This is a genomic window from Photobacterium sp. GB-56 (assembly GCF_003026105.1).
GTDB lineage: Bacteria > Pseudomonadota > Gammaproteobacteria > Enterobacterales > Vibrionaceae > Photobacterium.
In genome coordinates this window covers 1-22,271 of the sequence record NZ_PYNW01000003.1, presented here as the reverse complement: position 1 = coordinate 22,271, position 22,271 = coordinate 1, and the positions used below count along the sequence as shown (strand labels likewise).

General features: G+C 38.5%; 17 protein-coding genes and 2 pseudogenes. 7 read left to right on the top strand and 12 right to left on the bottom strand.

Annotated features, from left to right (window positions below; translation table 11 throughout):
• Positions 1–148: 148 nt before the first annotated feature.
• From C9J42_RS04830 to C9J42_RS04820, 3 genes are all read right to left on the bottom strand, one after another.
• Positions 149–913 carry an outer membrane beta-barrel protein gene (locus C9J42_RS04830; RefSeq protein ID WP_233217693.1) on the bottom strand — a complete coding sequence of 255 codons (765 nt, stop codon included), beginning with the start codon at positions 911–913 and terminating at the stop codon, positions 149–151.
• A gap of 189 nt (positions 914–1,102) precedes the next feature.
• A complete protein-coding gene (locus C9J42_RS04825; protein WP_045083064.1) occupies positions 1,103–1,483 on the bottom strand; it encodes an STAS/SEC14 domain-containing protein in 381 nt (126 codons plus the stop codon).
• Positions 1,484–1,589: 106 nt separating this feature from the next.
• Complete coding sequence (locus tag C9J42_RS04820; RefSeq protein WP_107206785.1) at positions 1,590–2,528, bottom strand: LysR family transcriptional regulator; 939 nt, start codon at positions 2,526–2,528, stop codon at positions 1,590–1,592.
• Between the two features lie 186 nt (positions 2,529–2,714).
• Between C9J42_RS04820 and C9J42_RS04815 the strand changes: the two genes are divergently transcribed.
• The 4 genes and pseudogenes from C9J42_RS04815 to C9J42_RS04800 all read left to right on the top strand — a co-directional run bounded on the left by C9J42_RS04815 (position 2,715) and on the right by C9J42_RS04800 (position 5,181).
• Entirely contained in the window at positions 2,715–3,044 is a 330-nt protein-coding gene (locus C9J42_RS04815; protein ID WP_107206786.1) for a multidrug efflux SMR transporter, read from the top strand.
• 32 nt (positions 3,045–3,076) lie between these two features.
• A complete protein-coding gene (locus tag C9J42_RS04810) occupies positions 3,077–3,316 on the top strand; it encodes a hypothetical protein (protein ID WP_107206787.1) in 240 nt (79 codons plus the stop codon).
• A 145-nt stretch (positions 3,317–3,461) separates the two neighbouring features.
• Positions 3,462–3,603 (top strand): annotated as a pseudogene (locus C9J42_RS21690) (IS630 family transposase); the annotation flags it as partial.
• 114 nt (positions 3,604–3,717) lie between these two features.
• Complete coding sequence (locus C9J42_RS04800) at positions 3,718–5,181, top strand: YadA-like family protein (protein WP_158260186.1); 1,464 nt, start codon at positions 3,718–3,720, stop codon at positions 5,179–5,181.
• A 97-nt stretch (positions 5,182–5,278) separates the two neighbouring features.
• Here the strand turns inward: C9J42_RS04800 and C9J42_RS04795 are convergent, their stop codons facing one another.
• The 6 genes from C9J42_RS04795 to C9J42_RS04770 form a co-directional block, all read right to left on the bottom strand.
• Positions 5,279–5,626 (bottom strand): hypothetical protein, encoded by a 348-nt coding sequence (locus C9J42_RS04795; RefSeq protein WP_233220723.1) that lies wholly within the window; start codon positions 5,624–5,626, stop codon positions 5,279–5,281.
• Positions 5,627–6,037: 411 nt separating this feature from the next.
• A complete protein-coding gene (locus tag C9J42_RS04790) occupies positions 6,038–6,922 on the bottom strand; it encodes a phytanoyl-CoA dioxygenase family protein (protein WP_107206790.1) in 885 nt (294 codons plus the stop codon).
• A complete protein-coding gene (locus tag C9J42_RS04785; RefSeq protein WP_107301716.1) occupies positions 6,882–8,147 on the bottom strand; it encodes a glycosyltransferase in 1,266 nt (421 codons plus the stop codon). Before C9J42_RS04785 ends, C9J42_RS04790 begins: the two co-directional genes overlap by 41 nt.
• Positions 8,144–8,839 (bottom strand): acyltransferase, encoded by a 696-nt coding sequence (locus tag C9J42_RS04780; RefSeq protein WP_107206792.1) that lies wholly within the window; start codon positions 8,837–8,839, stop codon positions 8,144–8,146. Before C9J42_RS04780 ends, C9J42_RS04785 begins: the two co-directional genes overlap by 4 nt.
• Before the next feature lie 33 nt (positions 8,840–8,872).
• The gene (locus C9J42_RS04775; RefSeq protein WP_233220722.1) at positions 8,873–10,021 is read right to left on the bottom strand and encodes a glycosyltransferase family 4 protein; all 1,149 of its coding nucleotides are present in this window, start codon (positions 10,019–10,021) and stop codon (positions 8,873–8,875) included.
• A 38-nt stretch (positions 10,022–10,059) separates the two neighbouring features.
• The gene (locus C9J42_RS04770; RefSeq protein ID WP_045083072.1) at positions 10,060–10,266 is read right to left on the bottom strand and encodes a DUF3283 family protein; all 207 of its coding nucleotides are present in this window, start codon (positions 10,264–10,266) and stop codon (positions 10,060–10,062) included.
• 294 nt (positions 10,267–10,560) lie between these two features.
• Here C9J42_RS04770 and deoD point away from each other — a divergent pair, with 294 nt between their 5' ends.
• Positions 10,561–11,271 carry a purine-nucleoside phosphorylase gene (deoD, locus tag C9J42_RS04765; RefSeq protein ID WP_107206794.1) on the top strand — a complete coding sequence of 237 codons (711 nt, stop codon included), beginning with the start codon at positions 10,561–10,563 and terminating at the stop codon, positions 11,269–11,271.
• A gap of 299 nt (positions 11,272–11,570) precedes the next feature.
• The gene (locus C9J42_RS04760) at positions 11,571–13,061 is read left to right on the top strand and encodes a lactate dehydrogenase (protein WP_107292574.1); all 1,491 of its coding nucleotides are present in this window, start codon (positions 11,571–11,573) and stop codon (positions 13,059–13,061) included.
• 75 nt (positions 13,062–13,136) lie between these two features.
• On the opposite strand, the gene C9J42_RS04755 is transcribed toward C9J42_RS04760, so the two are convergent.
• Both C9J42_RS04755 and C9J42_RS04750 read right to left on the bottom strand, forming a co-directional pair.
• Entirely contained in the window at positions 13,137–13,484 is a 348-nt protein-coding gene (locus tag C9J42_RS04755) for a RidA family protein (RefSeq protein ID WP_005366374.1), read from the bottom strand.
• A gap of 121 nt (positions 13,485–13,605) precedes the next feature.
• Complete coding sequence (locus C9J42_RS04750) at positions 13,606–14,880, bottom strand: NAD(P)/FAD-dependent oxidoreductase (protein WP_369974368.1); 1,275 nt, start codon at positions 14,878–14,880, stop codon at positions 13,606–13,608.
• A 190-nt stretch (positions 14,881–15,070) separates the two neighbouring features.
• Here C9J42_RS04750 and C9J42_RS04745 point away from each other — a divergent pair, with 190 nt between their 5' ends.
• Positions 15,071–16,105 (top strand): PotD/PotF family extracellular solute-binding protein, encoded by a 1,035-nt coding sequence (locus tag C9J42_RS04745; protein ID WP_107206798.1) that lies wholly within the window; start codon positions 15,071–15,073, stop codon positions 16,103–16,105.
• A 47-nt stretch (positions 16,106–16,152) separates the two neighbouring features.
• Here the strand turns inward: C9J42_RS04745 and C9J42_RS21495 are convergent.
• A pseudogene (locus C9J42_RS21495) lies at positions 16,153–22,271 on the bottom strand (hypothetical protein); the annotation flags it as partial.

Below are 22,271 nucleotides of genomic sequence, written 5' to 3'. Positions count from 1 at the left end.
CTTATTGATAATGGTTGTCGTTTCTAGGGGAATGCATTATACGCTGCTGACGCAATGAGTAAACAAGCAAAATCAGTAAATACAAGATATAAAAAAGCAGCGATGATTATCATCACTGCTCTCATTAATACCCGTCTTTTAAGAAGAACTAGAAACGGTAGTTCGCTGAGATGTAGAACGTCGTAATACTCTTTAGATCAGATTGAGTATTTGGATATACGATTTCTGTAGGATCAACTTTTGAACCAGACCAATAATTCTGATCTTTACGTTGACTCGCGGTGTGACGGGCACCAATTTCTGTCGTGAAATGGTCAGAAATTCGCCAAGCAACACCCGCTTGAATACCAAGCACAGGGTTTGATTGCTTATAAGAACCATATTTTTCGCTGGTTGTTTCAGCAATCATATAACCCACATGCGCACCCACAAATGGGTTAATCGCTTTATCTGCTCGGAAGATATAATCTGCACTTAATAAATGAAGAGTGACGTCAGTATCGGCGATCTTTTTATTATCAAACTCAGATTCACCACTCATTTTCTGGTAACTATAGTAAATTCTTCCATTACCACCAGCAGTATAAAAACCGATATCAGCGCCAGCAAAACCGCTTGCGTCAGGTGAAGGTGCAGACACCTTATCTGAAGAAGACGTTGCATGAACAAGAGAAAAGCTCATATCAGCCATTCCACCTGTTAACCCTACGAAATAGTGCATTGTGTCATCAAATTTTGGCACTTCATCTTCAATTGGTGATAAGCCATTTTCAGGTGTGGCAACCACAGGCTCTAAAACTAGCGGCTCACTCGGGGTATAAGCTGAATTTTCTGTTGATAATTCTTCTGCGGCAAAAGTTGTTGAAGAAAAAAGAGCACTAAGTAATACGCTCGCAAGCAATGTCTTATTCATAAACCGATCTGTTTCATCCTGTTTCATTGTATTTAAGCGTTAAGCCTACGAAGGGCTAAAACTTATCATCATTCCAATAGTGATGTGATTATATACTGAAACGAAAACAAAACTCGATCTTGTTATGAAATTAACACCGTAATAAGTGGTGGCAATATTCTACGCACCACTTACAATATTTTGCTGCAACTATTCTTCTTTTAACCAATTTAATGCATCGATTGAGTTATCAAAATAACGCACTTCACCGGATAAAAACCAATTCCCTACTTTTGCGCCAACTTCTTGCCAATGTTTATTGCCATATAACGCTACTTTACGAAATTGCTTACCATGTTTTAAGCCTAGCTTTAGATCATCCCAAGCTGCATGTATATCCCAACCATCACACTCAGTACCATCAAAATACACATCAACAATGGGTTTATCGACATCGGCTAATGCATCATCAATTTCAGGTGTAATTAGCTGATAATCTTGATGGGTTAATTTACCAGTCGCTTTTAATTCAACAAAAAACTCATCACCGTTGTTATCAATTTCGATTTTAATTCCATGAGACTTTGTCATTTCATTATCTCCTCGATCAGTATTTAACATTATTGGTATGTTGATAAGACTTTATAACAGAACCAATTTTACGATAGTGGCAATGGTGCAAGATTACTCTGCATGCTTACAGGTTGACATAATTTGAGAGATTTTCATCCCAATACGGCGTTTCACCAATATAATGCTTAAAAAAACTAATAGCAGCGACGATCTTTTTAGGCAGATGCTTACGGCTTGGGTACACCGCATAAAAGTGCATGCCCTGATTGGCTTCCCAATCATTAAGTAATTGAATCAGCTTTCCGGTTTTGAATTCATCCGTTAAAAGATACGTTGCAAGATAGGCAATCCCCCAACCAGACACACATGCATCACGAACCGCTTCCGCTAAATCAACCCGATAATTTCCTGATACTGTGACACATAAGCCTTCTTGATCGCGTAAAAATGACCAGGTGCCGTGATTTATTTGTCTATTTTGATAAACCAGACAGTTGTGATCCTGCAAATCACTAGGATGATTAGGTGCTGGGTGGTGAATAAGATATTCAGGAGATGCCGCAACAATAAAACGGGTATCCGCTAATCGTTGCGCTACGTAACCTTCAGGAATATTTTCGATATTGGTGATCCATAAATCCAGCCCTTCATCGACCATATTTGCACGATGATCAAATAAGCTGACTTCAACATGAAGATCAGGAAATTGTCGGCGAAGATGCTCTATTGCAGGGATAATATGCATTGTGCCAAAAGATTGAGATAAGCCTAAGCGTAAAGTACCTGATACCTCATCACGAATATTTGCCATCATCGCATCAGCATCTAACACCGCTGAGACTAACTGCTCACAATATTTCGCGTATTCAATACCTTCATCGGTCAAAGTAAAGCTACGTGTTGTTCGCTGCACTAATTTCACCTGCAGCTCTGCTTCTAATAAACCCAGCTGTTTACTTACATGCGATGTTGATACCCCGAGTTTTTGCGCAGCAATAGTGAAATTGCCACTTTTTACAAGAGTATGAAATATTGTCATTTGTCCGGCGCGATCTTGAAGCACTACAATTACCTATCTGTTTTAAGTCCTTAATAGTTTACTGCAGAACCTAGCTATACCGTCAGCATTCCTGTTTGGAATAACAATTATTACCCACTGGTAAAAGTAATTTTCATTACTGTGCAATTATCATTATTTCAGAAACAATTATAATACAGCCTCATTTACGAATTAGATTGGAGTGTGGTTGTGAGTTGGTTATTTCTTCTATTAGGTGTTTTGGCTGAGGCTACATCACATGTCGCATTAAAAGCGACAGACAGTTTTACCAATCCACTACCAAGTGCCGTTGTTATTCTCGGCCATATCACTGCCTTTCTCTTTCTAGCTCAAGCAATGAAAAATATTCCAGTAGGTGTTGTCCATGCTTCGTGGACAGGTCTTGCTATTGCACTTGTTACAGTAATTTCAAGTGTTATTTATAAACAACACATCGATATTAAAGTATGGATTGGGATGGCAATTATTGCAGTAGGTGTTGCTGTAATTAATTTAGCAGGTGTTTCGCACCACCACTAAATATCCTTATGTAGCCATTATGAGAGGTTATAATGAACCAACAACGTGCTGAAAACTTATACTACTACTTACGTAATCAAAATAGTTCTCAAAAAGAGATCAATGTTGTTATTAAACAATTAAATCAAAACTATGGTATTAATTTATCAGAGCTTGATCGCCGTTATCGTTCGCGTATTGGTTACTCACCAAATCGATACGACATTAATACCTATGGTACCGCAGGTTCTCGTACCATGAATCAAACTCGTGGTATGCAAAAAACACATTAATCCTTACTTTCCTCAAATCGTCACTAATAACAATATTAGTGACGATGTACTCATAGCGACTTTATATACCCATGATCATTGAAGGTGTTGTTTTCGTTAAGATAGGGAACATGCTCAGCAGCCATGAAAATCACACTAACTCTTCAACAGAAACGATGCATATTTCAAAACTAAACGAGACTTCAAAGCAGTAATAGAGCTGTTTTACTGTGACTCTTCTAGAGATCACAGGCTCATTGGCAGCTCGAATAAATGATAACTTTCAGCTTCTAAAACAAACACTTTGAAGCTTTTCAAGCATATACCACTATTAATGATTTCTATTTTTGCATCGCGAAATGTTTACCTGGCATTTTATTGACTATACTGTTCAGTAAATGATCACTAATAGGTTAAAAATAATGAATAGTCAAATGAAACAGCTACTCTACTCGATACCGCTATTTGTAGCGTATAATGTACATGCAGTAACTACGGAGAATAACTCTTTAGCTCAACCACAGTCTGTCTCGCAACCTAGTGTACAAGAGGATGCTACAAGTACATCAGGTAGTAATGTTATTATAAATAAGACAGAATCACAGCTACCAAATGATCAATATAATAATACTGTTGTTGGCTCATCCCCTGTTATTACAGGTTCACATAACGTTGGACTTGGCACTAATGTCAACGTTGGTAATTATTCTCTTGCTGTTGGCGATTACAGTCACGCTAAAGATAATTCAGAGTCTATTGGTACTAGCACGAACTCACTTAATAATGGCGTTGCTATTGGTACTCAGGCTTATGCTAATGATGGGCTTGCTATCGGTACTAAGGCGTATGCGACAAATAACAGTATTGCTATTGGTAATAACAGCAAAGCAGAAGAAAAGAATACGGTGAGCTTTGGTGGTGAAGTCGTCAACCGAAAAATCGTTAACGGGAAAATACAAGTAACAAATACAGATCTAACGCGTCGTCTTACTAATGTTAGCGCAGGTATTAATGCTACTGACGCAGTCAATGTTAGCCAATTAACTAAGGCAAAGGATGCCTTACAAGGTGAAATAAGCCACAATAGTGAAAATATTAGCAATAACACTAATAACATTAAAAACAATACCAGTGATATAAAAAACAATGCTGGTGATATAAAAAACAATACGGCTAATATCCACCAAAACACACAAGCTATTGATGTTAATAAAAATTCAATTGCCAATAATGAGACGAATATTCGTTCAAATACGCAATCAATTACAAATAACAAAACGAGCATTAGTAATAATGCCAATAATATCACTAACAATAGCCAAGCCATTACGACCAATAAAACGGAAATAGCAGATAACAGCAGTGGCATAAAACAAAATACTGTCGGTGTTAACAACAACAAAATAGCTATAGGTAACAATAGCCAAACCATTACAACAAACAGTACAGAAATTCATACAAATGCAAATAATATTAGTCAGTTACATCAAGAGTCTGTGAACTACACCAACAGCCATGTGCTCGAATATTACAACCGTTCGAAACAGTATACGGATGAAAAGTCGCAGCAAACATTGCAGAGTGCTAATAACTATACAGATCAACGTATAAATCAACTCTCAAATACTTTTAATGAGAAATTAGAAGGTTTACAACATAGAGAAGATGCGGGAGTTGCATCTGCTATGGCAATGGCAGCTATCACAGTTAAACCAAACCGCAAATATAATATTGGTATGGGACTTGGTTACTATGGCGATCAAGATGCTATTGCATTAGCCGCTAAAATTAATACCTCGCCTGATACTATTATGACGTTAGATACATCATATAACTCTAATCATAATGTGGGCGTTGCTGCTGGTATGACATTTGGTTTTAACTAATTGAAGAAATTACCTTATCACAAACTTAGTTAATCAAATGCTACAGATAAAAAAAAACCGACATTCGTGTCGGTTTTTTTATAAATTTTCTAAAAAATCACTTCAGACGTTCAATAACCCATGGCATTAATTGGTCATAGGCATACCAGCAACCCGCCGCAATAATTGCAGTCCAAATCAATCGCGATACCCATTTAGAGCGCTGCATATGACGAGAAGGATCAGGCTCACCACAGTGAGGACAAAAATGTGCACGACGAGACACAATACCTTCACAAGCAGGACAATCCGTTAAACGTTTAGGTCTCGTTGCTACCCCTGCTTGACTCGATGATTTTGCAGTTAACGACGACTTTTTTGTAGATTGAGATCGCTGCTCTGCACGCATTGAAAGCATAACATCACCGTTATCATCATCTACTGCCGAAAAATCTGTTGTTTTCACGTTGTTCACCATTAAATCAATTACTACGATAATGATACTAAATAACTATCCAATAAGCATTCTTACTCGATAGATAATGTTCTAAGTTTCATTTTATCGTCATATATAATGTTTTTTTGTAATTAATGTGTTGTTTAATATCGATTAATTGTGATATTTGTATAACTTAATTCATTACTATTCGACAATATCCATACATACTTGCAATACTGTAACTACACCTTTACTACCCTATAACCAAGAAGAATAGGTAAATACAGCAACTACTCGTTTCATTGATTACTGATCGTATTTTCATCAATATAATGGACTATAATATGAAAAAATCGCTTATCAAAACAACGTTATTTGTTATTTAAGCATTATTTAATAACAAAAATAATCGAAAGAGATGACTCACCACCATTAACTCTATCTACCAAAGAATCTCGCTTTGATTTTCTCGAACAAAAAGTGCGCTTCGTTCAAAGAACGCACTGCTATATTCAACGGCTTAGTTAAGCTCAAAAAATGCTGTATATCCGGAATATCATTGCAAGGTTGCCGAGAACAGCCAAGGAAAGCCAATTGCTGATGATTTAGTCCCGATAAAAAGCTTGATTCTATCAACAAACGTTGAAAGCGCCCCCACTGCGTGAAATTATTTGACAACACCACAGAAGGAGAAAAAAAGTGATAAAACAGCGCATTTCTTGCTGTCAAATTTGGATAACTTTGTTGATGTAAACACTCTGGATCAAACAAAAAGAGCGTTCCAGCCTTACCAATTACTCTTGTTAATTCATAATCTTCAGTTTTTTGATGGTGCAACTCCCCTACTTGCCCCTGATACTGATGCCGATGAGAACCAGCAACAAACGCAAATGCTCCTGACTCTACATCATCAAGATAACAAGCTAATTTTAATGATCTTGGAATAGACTTAGATTGATAATATTCAGTGCAATACCATTCATCACGATGTAGTGGATGAAAATTGTCTTTAAACGGAAGACTTTGCCAGCCTTTCGCTTCTTGCAAACAAACATCTTTCCCTAGATATTCAACAATAAGACTATTAATTAATGGCATTAAGGGCAATTGGCAAAAATAAGAATCTAATGTTAATAGTTGTTCGACCATTAATCGTTTTCTATCCGTTTGCGCATACCCTGTCCATGAGTTAAAAGCAGGGCGCTCCAATTGAGATTGAAAGATCCTTTGCATTTTAACTAATTCATCTTTTGTAATACATTCCGGTAGTACAACAGCACCGTTATGTTTTAACTCGCTCAGTAAAGCTAGAAGTTGTGACATCTGTTAATACCTGAATAAAGTCAGACGCTAATTTTTCACAACCATACTGGTAGTAAAAATCAGAAGACGGTTTTTTTACGCTTAATTTATTACGCTCAAACAATTGATATAAATGTCTTAGTTGATCTAAATAGATCGCTGGCTCTTCTATTGACACTTCATAAAGTTGTGTGGCGTGTCGTCTTAAAAAATCTGATGTTTCACCATCGGGTAATTCAGCTAAAATCGGCTTGCCACTTGCCACATAATCTATCGCTTTAGTCGCTAAATGCGTATCCGCTATACCTTTATCTGGTTTACCTTTTTGAATAAATAACACATCACATTGCGATAAAATATCGTGTAACTTTTCTTTTGGTTGAGCACCTATCATTACAACCTTATCGGTTAATTTATACTCGCGTATCAACTGCATCATTTCATCTTGAACATCACCTACATTGATAAGGCGAATAGGAAAATCACACTGCGCTAATTGCTTAAATAGGCCTTTTGCGCTGCGCCTAAAACCATCCCATGTCCCGCTATAACCAAGGGTCAACACCTTATGATTATCGGAAACATGATCAAGGATTTGATCATAACTATTAGGGATATAACGAACACTATGTTGGGGGTATAAAGATTGATAAGTGTGATAATCAGCCATCGACGTCACTATTAAAGCACTCGCTTGCTGCATTATTTTTTGTTCAGATTTAACGTCATTTTCATCGGAAAAATAACTCGCTTGCGACCACGCATCACGAAAATCTAACACCAAAGGAACATTGAGCCATTTTGAGAGCAGCCTACCAATTAAAGCGCTACTAAAAGGAGGGCAAGAAACAACAATCACATCCGGTTTAATCGATTTACTTTTTTGCCATGCTTTATAAAGAGCAGGGAATATCCAGCCCCAATGCATATCAATCAACCAATACTTTTTAGCAATATCACCATCTCTTTCTGGTGAGCGCCAATGTCTTAAACGATAACATTGTTTGTGAATAATTGTTGGCCATTTCCAACACCAATCAATATTCCATGAAGATACAGGAACGATATCTGCGAGAAGTTCTATCTTATTTTTATTATCAACATTAGCAAACCGATGATCTCGGGCTTCACGAAAGACCACCACTAGATGTCCTAAACGCGTTAAAGACTCACTAAATCGTCGACTTCTGTTTGCACCAACATTTAATAACGGTGGGGAAAAGTAACTAAAATAAAATATATTCATTCATTCCCCCTTAACATCCTAATGACTTTGCCAGGATTACCTGCAAACAATACATTTGGCGGCACATCTTTAGTGACGACACATCCAGAAGCAACAACTGAGCCACGTCCAATAGTGACAGGCTTTACAATATTGACACCAGTACAGATCCATACATCGTCTTCAATCACTAAATCAGCCATTACTGGCGGTTCATACCTGTCTAAACCCGGGCTATGACCGCTATGAGCATTAATGCTCGTTCTTCCTGCAATCATAACGTTATCGCCGATAAGTACTTTCCTTCCAACTGAAATTCCGGTTTGCCAACCAATATAGCAATTTTCACCTATTCTTATTTCGCAACAACCACTATCAGGATGGCCGTGAATACTCAGGGCTCCGTTTAGACAAGTATTATTACCAATATAAATTTTTATCGGCCCTTGAATTAAAGGGAAGCCATTTTCTAAACTCAACCCAGGGCTGTAATGTTCTAACCGTGCCTGTAACATAGGAAGATATAGAAAAATGTTCAATAAGCGTTGGAAAGTGAAACTCGCTAATCGATAAAGAACATAAATAGGCCGATATATCCATGCTAAATCAGGCAGTTGACCATAAACGAACCATTTTGAAACTCGGTATAACAATCGGCTTAATGGCGTGTTTTGTTGTTTGATATAAGCACGAATTCGATGCGTTATTAACATTAATCACCACCTTTACGACTTATTTAAAGCACTTTATTGTCCAATCAAAGATGAATACAATGCGTGATTTTGGGCGATTTGTATTGCGATATCATATTTTTGTTCTACCTTTCTTCTCGCAGCTAAACCAACACATTCAAGCAATTTATTTTGGCTATAAAGAAACTGAAGCAATTTTTGTACCTGATCTCTTTGTTCAAAACACACATACCAACCCTGCTGTTTATCGGTAAAAATCTCGGCAAGCCCACCGATAGGTTCAGCGATAACTGGTCGCCCTACTGCCATTGCTTCAACGGCGACATATCCGAAAGCTTCCTGCCAACAAGATGGCATTAATACAATATGTGCGTGTTGTAAATCCTGCTCAATTTTTGCTGAACGCCCATGGTAATAAATCGAATTTTCTCGATAGGCTGTGAGCTTCACCTGCTCAGACAGTTCTCCATCCCCATAAATATCTAATTGTGCAATCGTTGCTAATTCTGGTTGAGAAAAGAGATCTAATAAGTAGTGGATTCCTTTTTCTGCACTCAAACTTCCGATATAAAAACAACGTAATTTATTCGTAATTGGCGGTAATTTTTTATAGTTAAATCGCGATAAATTTATACCATTATTAATCAGCACTATTTTTTCAGAGGGCATAAACGCTTCTAACCATCGCTGAATAAAAGGTGAAATCGCACAAAGACGAGTAATTGGCATACCAAGAACCCATTGCTTCCATCGACGCCATCCTGTTATCTCAACGTGTTTTGGTGGTGAATTATGCATGGTAAGCACAATTTTCGAACAAAAAATGCGGGCAATAAATGTATAAAGGTGACCAATACCATAAAAATGGAAATGGATAAGATGAGGACGATAACGTAGTAGTAAAGCAAATAATTGGGCGGAATTTGCAAAAGCGGAATAGGTATAGTTTTTTGATTTTAAGACAGAATAAGCGTCATCTGAAATAGATCGTGCGAATAAAATGAAGTGTTTGTTTGAATCCGGTAGCTGAATTAAAAAATCCAAAAAACTACTACCTTTTTTTAAATCAATATCACAAATTAAGACTATGTTTTTCATCTTTTGTCTCACGATAAAAAGGTAGTCTTTAAAGCATATCTGAGAATATATTATTCTTTTCTTAAAAAGGAGAATTTTCGCGAAAGGTAAACAAACGGCTACCATTGCAGTAGCCAAATTCCGATAAAAGTAATGCTGAACCGTTAATTAACACCCATTTGATGTTTATATTTGGTCACTGATTTCTCACAGAAATCTCGCTCATCATCATCGTCAATATTGTTAATAAGTTCAGCAAATGCCTCATAGCCAACCTTACCGTTTTTTACTTTCCATACGGTATAAGCTGCCTGCTTATCTAATTCAATACGTGTTCTTTCACCATCAGACAGTAACGTAAGGTTATACATCAATTATGCTCGCTTTAATTATATTGATTCATTTTACCTAAAAACAAAAGTGATCAAAATAGCCATGCATCATAATCATTTGGGTTTTCTTACGGCAAAATTTGCGTAATCAACTATCAAAAAAGAAGTCCACCCTCTCTTTTTCAACAGAATTAGTAAACAACTTACTATTTTATCTAAAACAGCCTAAATTATGTGATATTGATCGCGAGAATAATCATCCTGCTCTCATAAACTGCTTCCATTGAAACGCAACAATAACCTTTGTTAATTATTAAAATCTAGGAGCAATATATGGCTACCCCACATATTAACGCAGAGCTTGGCGATTTTGCAGAAACAGTACTAATGCCTGGTGATCCTCTACGTGCTCAGTATATTGCTGAAACTTACCTAGATGATGTTAAGCGTGTTTGTGACGTACGTAGTATGTATGGCTACACTGGTACCTATAAAGGTCAACGTATTTCAGTTATGGGGCATGGTATGGGTATCCCTTCATGCTCTATTTATGTCCACGAATTAATTAAAGACTTTGGTGTTAAAAATATTATCCGTATTGGTAGCTGTGGCGCTGTCCATGATGATGTAAAACTGATGGATGTGATCATCGGTATGGGCGCCTCAACAGATTCGAAAGTTAACCGTATTCGCTTCTCAGATCATGACTTTGCAGCAATTGCGGATTATCACTTATTAGAAACTGCTGTCAATCAAGCACGAGCACAGAAAGTACCTGTTCGTGTCGGTAATGTTTTCTCTGCTGATTTATTCTACAGTCCAGAAAGCGATCTTTTCGATAAAATGGAAAAGCTCGGTATCCTTGGCGTAGATATGGAGGCCGCTGGTATTTACGGCGTTGCTGCAGAGTTAGGTGCAAAAGCACTGACTATTTTAACGGTTTCTGATCATATCAAACGTGGTGAAAAGCTCAGTGCAGAAGATCGTCAAACGTCATTTAATGAAATGATGAATATCGCACTAGAAACAGCAATTTCGTTATAAATACTCCATAAGCGGGAGGCATTCTTCCCCGATATGTTGACCGCTTATTTCTATACAAAGATAAAAACTAAAGGGATGTTAGTTTAATCAATACCTTCAATTAATAGAAACCAGCTCGATAATGTAAAATGTGGCGTCTTACACAATCATAGGTAACATATTATTGAAACGTATTGTTCTCTGACAGTGCTGAGTACTATTTACTCAGCCCCTTCTCACAAATCCCACGCCTGCTTAGTAACAACCTTGATAATATATTTATACTCATTGTTAAGACCCCTCAAAAATAAGGTTTGATTATGTCGACATCTCTTACAACAGCAAACCCCATTGAGCAGTTACCTTTGGCTTTTAATGGCCATCAGTTTAATCACTGTAAGACATTGAGTTGTAAGAACTTTGGTTCACATAATCCAAATGACTATGTGCTACAACAGGCAAACAAAAATCGTCCGATATTGGTATGCCGTGAATGTGGTGCTTTTCCTCCTTTATTGAATAACCAAGATATTGTAGAAGAAGCGCTACGTTACCAAACCCAACAAAGCGGCGATCTTCCTAAATGCACAAATAACGCCTGTGAAAATAACGTTTTTTCAGCATTAACACATAGACATTTATATCACGCATTTGGCTTTAGTGGTGACAGGCAACGTTATCGTTGTAAAGCATGCGACCAAACATTTGTTGATCGTTGGTCTGGTAGTAATAATAAACATCTTATACAACAAAAACTCTTAGGGTTATTATTTACTGGTTATCCCGTGCGAGATATTTGTCGTCGCTTAGAGATAAATCCAAAAACATTTTATGATCAATTAAACCACATCGCAGCAAGGTGTCGCCGCCAACTTGCTCTATTTGATGAACGCTTGTTTAAGCACCAACATAAAGTACAACTGGCTTCCAATATAAAAGCGTTGCAAGAGAAAAGTATGAACGGTGTACTATGGGTTGCCAGTGCAGAAGCGCAGTCAGGGTATGTTGTTGCTCAGCATATTAATTATCAACAAGAAACCGTGGAATCAACACAAGAGCACCATGATGCTTATCAAGATAACGCTCGCTATATGGCGCTCTCTACACCACATCAAACGCTGACAGAAACATTTATCCCACAAGGAATATTAGCGCGAGTAGATACAACCTATAGGAAAATTTTTAGTCGCTCCAATATGGAAAATCCATTGACTGATGGCAGGCTCATTAATTACCCAACAAAAGGAACATTGATCCACCCTCAATACACCGTATATAGCCACTACCTTTATTTAAAGCAAATGTTCCAACATAGCGACTATCTTGCGGTTTTTATGCCTCAAGAAACACTACTTCGCTCTGCCTGTATTTCAGTTTTTATTGAGCATATTAAAAAGAAACGAATTGATCCTGTTTATGTTCTTGAAGATGAACAATGGCTACACGGCGATAAGCCAGACAATGTCGATATTGTTCTACTAGGTTGGTGGCAAGATAGGTGGGCTTTTACTCATTTAGAGAACGCAAGTAAAGGGATCTGCCATCTTGGTGGAGAAACCTCGAAAGATAAACAATGGCTAGAACACGCAACATACCGTGCTATTTCATCTTATCAAAACCGTTTTCAAGACCAATTTAGCCAACTGATCAACGAGCCAAGACGTAAACTTCGCCCTGCAGGATTATTGCCCTTGCTTGATATTTATCGCGCTTGGCATAACCTTTGTCGCCAAGATAAATACAGATTAACTCCTGCGCAACGATTAGGGCTTGCCTCTTCACCCATAACATTAGAACAGTTACTGAGCTAGCAGCAGACATAAAAAAGGCTCAATATTGCCATCACTGATGCCATTTTATTGAGCCTAATTAGGATGTTTATAATCTTATTTTTCAGCTGCAACTACTGATATTTCAACCAATAAAGCATCACGTGCCATGCTGGCTTCCACACAAGCACGCGCAGGTGCATGACCTTCAGGAACCCAGTTATCCCACACTGCATTCATTTCTGCGAACATACTCATATCTTTAATGTAAATCGTTGCAGAAAGCATATGCTCTTTATCACTTCCCGCTTGTAGTAATAACGCTTCAACTTTATCTAACATTGTCTGTGTTTGCTCTGTAATATCTTTTGTTGCATCAGCACAAACTTGACCACACAGATAAATAGTTCCGTTATGTTTTACAATACGGCTCATTCGAGCACCCGTTTCCAAACGTTCAATCATGATATTTCCTGTTCACTAGAAAGTAAGAGGTCATTGTAACTTTTTTTGCATAAAAGTCGTCATAGTTCGGTAAGAAAATAAAATTATTTGCACATAATGCAGTTTACACCGTAAATTTCAGCTATTTGCCTAACGAATCTTCAATTCTCGCTTTCCAAATCGCCATTGCTAATGCTGGCTTGCGTAGCACTTCAGGTGTTGGGATCCAGCCATGCTTGATCTTAGCAAACACATCAAAACGCTCTGCTGTGCCAGACATTGCTTCTGCTATGACTTTACCTGCAATATTGGTTAAACCAACGCCATGACCGGTGTATCCATGAGCAACATAAATATCATTCCCCAAGTGATCAATTTGAGGCATGTAAGAACGAGTGACCGCAAATAAGCCGCCCCAGTGGTACTCCATTTTCACATCTTTTAGCTGTGGGAATACCGTGATCATACGTTGACGTAGACGCTCCGCTGAATCACTGTATTCACCATTAAATGGGTGATTTACACCGCCAAATAAAATACGACCATCAGGTGTCGGACGGTAATAATCAAGACTGTTATTTAAGTCTGACATTGCCATCATATTGGAAATAGGCTGACGATCACCTAATTGCTCTGTTACTGCAATATAAGAAGCAACGGGCAAAACGACACTTTGTGCTTTACGGTTTAACCCGTCTAAATATGCATTACACGCCAATAACACTTGTTTCGCTTTTACACGACCTTTTGGGGTATGAATAATATGTGGATTGCCTTTTTCAATTTTAGTCGCAGGGGTATTTTCAAATACCGAAGCACCTAATGACATTGCAGCACTGGCTAAACCTAAGGTGTAATTTAATGGGTGCATATGTGCACTGTTTGAATCAAACAACCCACCAAGGTAACGATCGGTATGCGCTACTTGCTGAATTTGTTCTTTTTCCCACCAGCTTGCACTTGGGTAATCATAACGAGTCTGCTTTAAGTCATACCAAGATTTTAATTCTTCTTCTTGGCTCTTTTTCAATGCCAGCTCGATATAGCCTTGTTGAAAATCACAGTCGATGTTGAATGTTTCAATACGCTCGCGTGCAATATCAACTGCCTCACAAGAGAGATCCCATAATTGTTTTCCCCATTCAGGGCCATAGGTCTCATCGACTTCACGCAGCCCCAAACAGTAACCAACGAGACACTGCCCACCATTACGGCCAGATCCCCCCCATGCTAAACGCTGAGATTCAAGAACGACAACCGAAAAACCTTTCTGACGTAATTCGATGGCAGCATTCAAACCTGTCATACCCCCACCAATAATACACACATCAGCTTCTATCTGTTGTTCGAGTGCTGGTTGCTCAGGTAATGCATTAATTGTTGCTTGGTAATAACTATCAATATATTGACTACGCATGGACATTCCAATTGCCTATAGATAAGAACAGAGAAAAAATCGCGCGGATAATGTCACGCTATTAATGCAACAACAAGGGATTTATTACTGTGATAGTGGTCATATATCACGCCGATTAACTTTGACATGCTTAATGTTAACTCTATTATCCGCTACTCACTGACTTACCTGGTCATTTAGGGAAATAGAAATGAAAAAAGTTTTTAAAGGGGTGACAACACTAGCATTCGCACTTTCAGCATTTAATGTTTCGGCAAATGATGCTGTGCTTAATATTTACAACTGGGCTGAATATATGCCAACAGATGTAATTCAAGCATTTGAGAAAGAATACAATGTCACCGTCAACTATTCGACTTTCGATAATAACGAAGCGATGTATACCAAATTAAAACTGCTGGATAACAAAGGTTATGATGTGGTTTTTGCTTCAACCTATTTTATTGAAAAGATGGCGCGTGAAGGCATGTTAGCCAAAATAGACAAATCCAAAATGCATCACTTAAAAGATGTTTATCCTGGTTTGTTAGGCCAACAATTTGATCCTAAAAACGATTACTCACTTCCGTATGTTTGGGGTGTGACAGGGATCTCTTATAACTCAGATAGTATTAAAAACGATCAGGTAACGGGCTGGAATGATTTATGGAATACTGATTTCCAACGCCAAGTCATGCTATTAGACGATGTTCGTGATGTATTTGGTATGGCATTAAAAGCACAGGGCCATAGCATTAACAGCACAAACGAAGCTGAAATTAAACAAGCATACGAGAAACTGCGCGACTTACGTCCTAACGTTGTTGTCTATAACTCAGACGCACCACATGTCCCTTATGTGACGGGTGAAGCGATGCTCGGGATGCAATGGAACGGTAATGCTTATTTAGCAAAACAAGAAATGCCAGAGCTAAAATTTGTTTATCCTAAAGAAGGATCGATTCTGTGGATGGATAACTTTATTGTGCCAGAAGGCAGCGTAAATAAAGATTTAGCCTTTAAGTTTATTGATTTCTTTATGCGTCCAGAAAACCAAGCAAAATTGGTTGAAGAGCTAGGTTTCCCTGCGCCAAATAAGCAAGCAAAGTCATTCTTACCTAAAGAATTACAAAACGATCCAATGATCTTCCCAACAGATGAGGAAGTAAATAAAGGTGAGTTTACTAATGATGTTGGTAGTGCTGTCAATATTTACCAAAAATACTGGCAGATGCTGAAGAGCTAAAATAAAAAAGAGCAACACACTGTGTTGCTCTTTTAGTTCAAATAATATTAATTAAATTCTATTCCAGTACTTGTTACAAAATAACTAAGTTCACCAAAATCATTAATTGTCAGCTCCTTAGAATACAGAGAAACAATATCCTCACCACTAGAATTTATTGATACATAAATATCAGTTAACGTAATAATCTTTCTCTGACTATCAGCAATTGCTTCGAGTTGAAGAGCTCCCAAATCATTAATATGCCAAGAGAACTCTTGACCTAATGAATTAACGGCAATTTGATTTTTAGAAAAACTATAATCCTCACCGCCAATATTAAGTGACTTATCGTTCAAGTATGATTCATGGAATACTAGTTCAGAAACTAAATTAGGATCGGTACATGACACAACAGCATTGTGGTAAAGATCTTCGCTAGCAATTGAGCCATTACCAATAGAACAATAGTTCGCCATAGAATCTGACAATTTAGCTATTGCTGACCATACATCATAACTGTATGTACCATCCGCTAATTTCACTTGCGAATAAACAACTATGTTATAAGTACCATCTCTACCTAAATCAGTAACTTGATATTCAAACACTGAATCTACGGCTTGTCCGATTGGGGCAACATAAGCGCCATTCTGACTATAAGTTGCAATAGAGTCTGCCGAGATAACATGAATATCACCGCGCGGAGACACAACCTTCAGAACTTTTCCATAATTAGAAGCGAATAAATCAAACTCATCACTTAAATTATTACACTGCTGAATTACTTCAGAGTAAGCACTTGGGTAGTTAGCTGAAATAGCGTCAACTGATGACGTAATACTATCGCCACATGCTGTAGCGGTATCATTAACATCAGAAATTGCCATTACACGCTCAATATCATTACTCGCTATTTCATTAAAGAAGACAGTATCTTCAACATTTGCAGGTGAACGTTTCACTTTAACAAGCTTACCATCCAATTCGGTAACAAGCGTTTTATTGATATTTTCAATGGTGTATTGATTAACCCAACCATATTTAGCGTTTTCATCTTCTAACTTAATATTCAATGAAATCATGCTTTCATTGTTTGTATATTGCCAAGCTGAATCAGCTGATAACGGTATTTCATTTAAAGTATAAGTACTAGTTTCACTATCATAAGCTTGATCAAATAATTTAACTAAACCAACTTCATTAATCTGAACTAATAGCCCCTGTATATCAAATCCATAATCAAGCGAGTTGTTTGATTCAATTTGATCACCACTTTGACTGAAATCAGCAACGATTAAATCAGATAAAACATACTGTTGTTCCTGATAACTAATGATAGAATTACACGCTATAACACCATTAACTGTTGCATTATCATAACAATGTTCAGATTCTAAATAGTAATATTCGCTGACAGCTAGCTCTGATATTAAAGCTTTAGCACCTGGTGAGAATTGCTCTGTGTAGTCCCACATTTCAGGTATGTACAACTTTTGACTTCTTAAGAAATAAGTAATATTTGTTCTTGATAAGTCAACTTCTTTACCAGAAATCACATCACTATATAGCTGATTCTCTTGCTCATAAGTAACAGAGCCATCACCATTATCAACAATATTTGCGCTGTTTGAATCGACTGAAATAGTGCCATCTGCTGATAATATATATGTCGGATTAAAATCTCGTTCAGCAAAATAATTTAGGCTACTTTGATTCGTTAACTCAGCCTTATTTACTGATAACTTTGAACCATCAAATAAATACGTTAATTTTTCAGAAGAATTATATCCATCTATTCCATACTCAATAAAAGTTGAATTTTCTTGCAAGAAATCACTTGCATTATTTCCTGTCTCTATAGGTGTCTGAGTTAACTCTTCATACTCTTTTAAACGTAGTTCTACATCAGCTTTGAAAGATGAAATATCGCTACCAAATGACTCATTATTACTTGTATAGCCCAGTAATGATTTCGTCTGCTCTTTAAAGCCCCAAACAGGATTACCTTCTAAATCGTATTCAGTATAATTGCCGACAGTTTTAATCAACAGCTCACCGTAACCGATATAATGTGTACCTGAATCTTTAATATTCCGATCGGCACGTCCCGGATCGCCAGATTTATTAATATAGGTTAGATCATAATTATAAGACTGAACACATACTTCCTGTAGCCCCTGAGGCCCCTGAATAATATCTTTACCTACATAAGTAATTTCTTCAGATACTTGTTGTGGGTCATCTTTTAATGGAGCCCATGGCGTAACGCGAATACTCTCAACTTGTTGTGGTTCATTTAGCTTAGCTAATTTACTAAAACCATCCGTTGATAGATTCAAACCATACCATTGATTATTTATCTCTTGGAAACCATAGTATTTTCCTTTCTCATCACCGACGCCAAGATACTCATACTCTTCAGCAACTAAAGGATTTGAGAAATCATCCAACTGACTCATATCATACAATTGAACCAGTGATTGATTTACACTTAGGCCTTCTGTTTCCTGCCAATTATCAACAACCTTTTGATCTGTTATTAACTGATGAAAATAACTCGGGTACTCAGAATCAAGTCCTGTTCGGATAACCTGATAAAGCTTACTATTCTTCAAATCAGTATTACTATCGCTCTGATCTTGAGGAAGCGACGCTAAACATTGACCATATGTATCTGGAGTCACTAACGCTATCAATGGTTCGTTATCAACAATATCGTCATACCCATCGTTATCATCATCGGGATCAACATTGTTAGCTAAACCATCTTTATCGGTATCAACAGATTCAAATGGATTATCAGGGTATTCATCCAAACGATCTGGTATGCCATCACCATCTGTATCTTTATTATATTCAAGATATTCTTCCCTTAATAAATCCATTTCAGATTTAAATACGACAGGGCTTTGACCTATAGTTTCAACACCTTTGGTATAACCTTGTAAAGTCTTGGTTTGTTCTGTGTAACCGTCAATATAACTACCATCTACGTTGGCTTCGGTATATTCACCGACAGTTTTAACTAAGACCTCACCATTGCCAATATAATTAACCCCAGAAGCTGTAATATGTAGGTCTTTACGTGATTCATCTTCTGATTTATTAATATAAGTCAGATCATACGCGTAAGATTGGACACACACTTCTTGCGGGCCATCAGGACCTTCAATAATTTCTTTTCCGGTATAAGTAATATCTTGTGATATTTCTTGCGGATCATCAATTGATGGAGCCCATGGCGTAACACGGGTACTAATAACTGTTTGTGTTTCATTTAATGCAGAAGATTTATTAAACCCAGCATTCGTTAAGTTCAAACCATACCAACGATTTTCAATATCTTGGAATCCAAAATATCGACCTTCATTATCACCAGTACCCATATACTCATATTCTTGTGCAAGTAATGGATCGACTTCAAGAGATGAGTTATCTGCACGATAAGAGTCAACGGTAGATTGGATAACGGTTAGTCCTGGAATGCCTTGCCAGTCATTCAACTCACCAACTTCAGAAATCAACTGCAGTGTATTGAGAGGAATTTCGCTATCTAAAGGCATTTCTGAAACGTGGTACAACGAGCTGTCTTTCAGATCAGATGATGTACCTGCAAATGCTTGCGGAAGAGAGCTTAAACACTCACCAAATGTAGAAGGTGTTGTTAAGGCGACTAATGGATCAGTATCAACAGCATCTTCGTAACCATCGTTGTCATCATCCAGATCAGCATTATTACCAATACCGTCACCATCGGTATCTACCGATTCATTATTATCTAATGGGAAAGCATCATCAGAGTCAGCGACACCATCGCCGTCGTCATCGGTATCTTTGTTGTTACCAATACCATCGCTATCGGTATCAACTGTTTCTGAGTTATCAGCAGGGAACGCATCAGCGTTATCACCGACACCGTCACCATCAGTATCTGCTGTTTCTGATTTATCTTCAGGGAACGCATCAGCGTTATCACCAACACCGTCACCGTCGGTATCAACTGTTTCTGAGTCATCAGCAGGGAACGCATCAGCGTTATCGCCTACACCATCACCATCGGTATCTACTGTTTCTGATTTATCTTCAGGGAACGCATCAGCGTTATCACCAACACCGTCACCGTCGGTATCAACTGTTTCTGAGTCATCAGCAGGGAACGCATCAGCGTTATCGCCTACACCGTCACCATCGGTATCTACTGTTTCTGATTTATCTTCAGGGAACGCATCAGCGTTATCACCGACGCCATCACCATCGGTATCTGTTGTTTCTGATTTATCTTTAGGGAACGCATCAGCGTTATCGCCTACACCGTCACCATCGGTATCTACTGTTTCTGATTTATCTTCAGGGAACGCATCAGCGTTATCACCAACACCGTCACCATCGGTATCTACCGTCTCTGACTTATCTTCAGGGAACGCATCAGCGTTATCACCGACACCATCACCATCGGTATCTGTTGTTTCTGATTTATCTTTAGGGAACGCATCAGCGTTATCGCCTACACCGTCACCATCGGTATCTACTGTTTCTGAGTCATCAGCAGGGAACGCATCAGCGTTATCACCAACACCGTCACCATCGGTATCAAGTGTTTCTGATTTATCTTCAGGGAACGCATCAGCGTTATCACCGACGCCATCACCATCGGTATCTGTTGTTTCTGATTTATCTTTAGGGAACGCATCAGCGTTATCGCCTACACCGTCACCATCGGTATCTACTGTTTCTGAGTCATCAGCAGGGAACGCATCAGCGTTATCACCAACACCGTCACCATCGGTATCAAGTGTTTCTGATTTATCTTCAGGGAAGGCATCTGCGTTATCACCAACACCGTCACCATCGGTATCTGTTGTTTCTGATTTATCTTCAGGGAAGGCATCTGCGTTATCACCAACACCGTCACCATCGGTATCTACCGTCTCTGACTTATCTTCAGGGAACGCATCAGCGTTATCACCAACACCGTCACCATCGGTATCTGTTGTTTCTGAGTCATCAGCAGGGAACGCATCAGCGTTATCGCCTACACCGTCACCATCGGTATCTACTGTTTCTGATTTATCTTCAGGGAACGCATCAGCGTTATCACCGACGCCATCACCATCGGTATCAAGTGTTTCTAATTCATCTTCAGGGAACGCATCAGCGTTATCGCCTACACCGTCACCATCGGTATCTAGTGTTTCTGATTTATCAGCTGGGAACGCATCAGCGTTATCACCGACACCATCACCATCGGTATCAAGTGTTTCTGATTTATCTTCAGGGAAGGCATCTGCGTTATCGCCTACACCGTCACCATCGGTATCAAGTGTTTCTGATTTATCTTCAGGGAAGGCATCAGCATTGTCACCAACACCATCACCATCGGTATCTACCGTCTCTGACTTATCGTCTGGGAACACATCAGCGTTATCACCGACACCGTCGCCATCGGTATCAAGTGTTTCTGATTTATCTTCAGGGAAGGCATCTGCGTTATCACCAACACCGTCACCATCGGTATCAAGTGTTTCTGATTTATCTTCAGGGAAGGCATCTGCGTTATCACCAACACCGTCACCATCGGTATCTGTTGTTTCTGATTTATCTTCAGGGAAGGCATCTGCGTTATCACCAACACCGTCACCATCGGTATCTGTCGTTTCTGACTTATCAGCTGGGAACGCATCGGCGTTATCGCCTACACCGTCACCATCGGTATCAAGTGTTTCTGATTTATCTTCAGGGAACGCATCAGCGTTATCACCAACACCATCACCATCGGTATCAAGTGTTTCTGACTTATCGGCTGGGAACGCATCAGCGTTATCACCGACGCCATCACCATCGGTATCTACCGTCTCTGATTTATCATCTGGGAAGGCATCTGCGTTATCACCAACACCGTCACCATCGGTATCTACTGTTTCTGACTTATCAGCTGGAAACGCATCAGCGTTATCACCAACACCATCACCATCGGTATCAAGTGTTTCTGATTTATCTTCTGGGAACGCATCATTGCTATCTAAGACACCGTCATTATCATCATCAGTATCTTCGTTATTACCAATACCATCGCTATCGGTATCTACTGATTCTGTGCTATCGAGCGGGAACACATCATCAGCATCAGCGATACCATCATTATCGTCATCAGTATCTTTGTTGTTACCAATGCTATCGCCATCAG

Excerpts from the sequence above, each read along its gene's own strand:
- C9J42_RS04830 (WP_233217693.1), bottom strand. The coding sequence starts at position 913 with ATGAATAAGACATTGCTTGCGAGCGTATTACTTAGTGCTCTTTTTTCT.
- C9J42_RS04825 (WP_045083064.1), bottom strand. The coding sequence starts at position 1,483 with ATGACAAAGTCTCATGGAATTAAAATCGAAATTGATAACAACGGTGAT.
- C9J42_RS04810 (WP_107206787.1), top strand. The coding sequence starts at position 3,077 with ATGAACCAACAACGTGCTGAAAACTTATACTACTACTTACGTAATCAA.
- C9J42_RS04800 (WP_158260186.1), top strand. The coding sequence starts at position 3,718 with ATGAATAGTCAAATGAAACAGCTACTCTACTCGATACCGCTATTTGTA.
- C9J42_RS04790 (WP_107206790.1), bottom strand. The coding sequence starts at position 6,922 with ATGTCACAACTTCTAGCTTTACTGAGCGAGTTAAAACATAACGGTGCT.
- C9J42_RS04785 (WP_107301716.1), bottom strand. The coding sequence starts at position 8,147 with ATGAATATATTTTATTTTAGTTACTTTTCCCCACCGTTATTAAATGTT.
- C9J42_RS04780 (WP_107206792.1), bottom strand. The coding sequence starts at position 8,839 with ATGTTAATAACGCATCGAATTCGTGCTTATATCAAACAACAAAACACG.
- C9J42_RS04775 (WP_233220722.1), bottom strand. The coding sequence starts at position 10,021 with ATGGTAGCCGTTTGTTTACCTTTCGCGAAAATTCTCCTTTTTAAGAAA.
- C9J42_RS04770 (WP_045083072.1), bottom strand. The coding sequence starts at position 10,266 with ATGTATAACCTTACGTTACTGTCTGATGGTGAAAGAACACGTATTGAA.
- deoD (WP_107206794.1), top strand. The coding sequence starts at position 10,561 with ATGGCTACCCCACATATTAACGCAGAGCTTGGCGATTTTGCAGAAACA.
- C9J42_RS04760 (WP_107292574.1), top strand. The coding sequence starts at position 11,571 with ATGTCGACATCTCTTACAACAGCAAACCCCATTGAGCAGTTACCTTTG.
- C9J42_RS04755 (WP_005366374.1), bottom strand. The coding sequence starts at position 13,484 with ATGATTGAACGTTTGGAAACGGGTGCTCGAATGAGCCGTATTGTAAAA.
- C9J42_RS04750 (WP_369974368.1), bottom strand. The coding sequence starts at position 14,880 with ATGCGTAGTCAATATATTGATAGTTATTACCAAGCAACAATTAATGCA.
- C9J42_RS04745 (WP_107206798.1), top strand. The coding sequence starts at position 15,071 with ATGAAAAAAGTTTTTAAAGGGGTGACAACACTAGCATTCGCACTTTCA.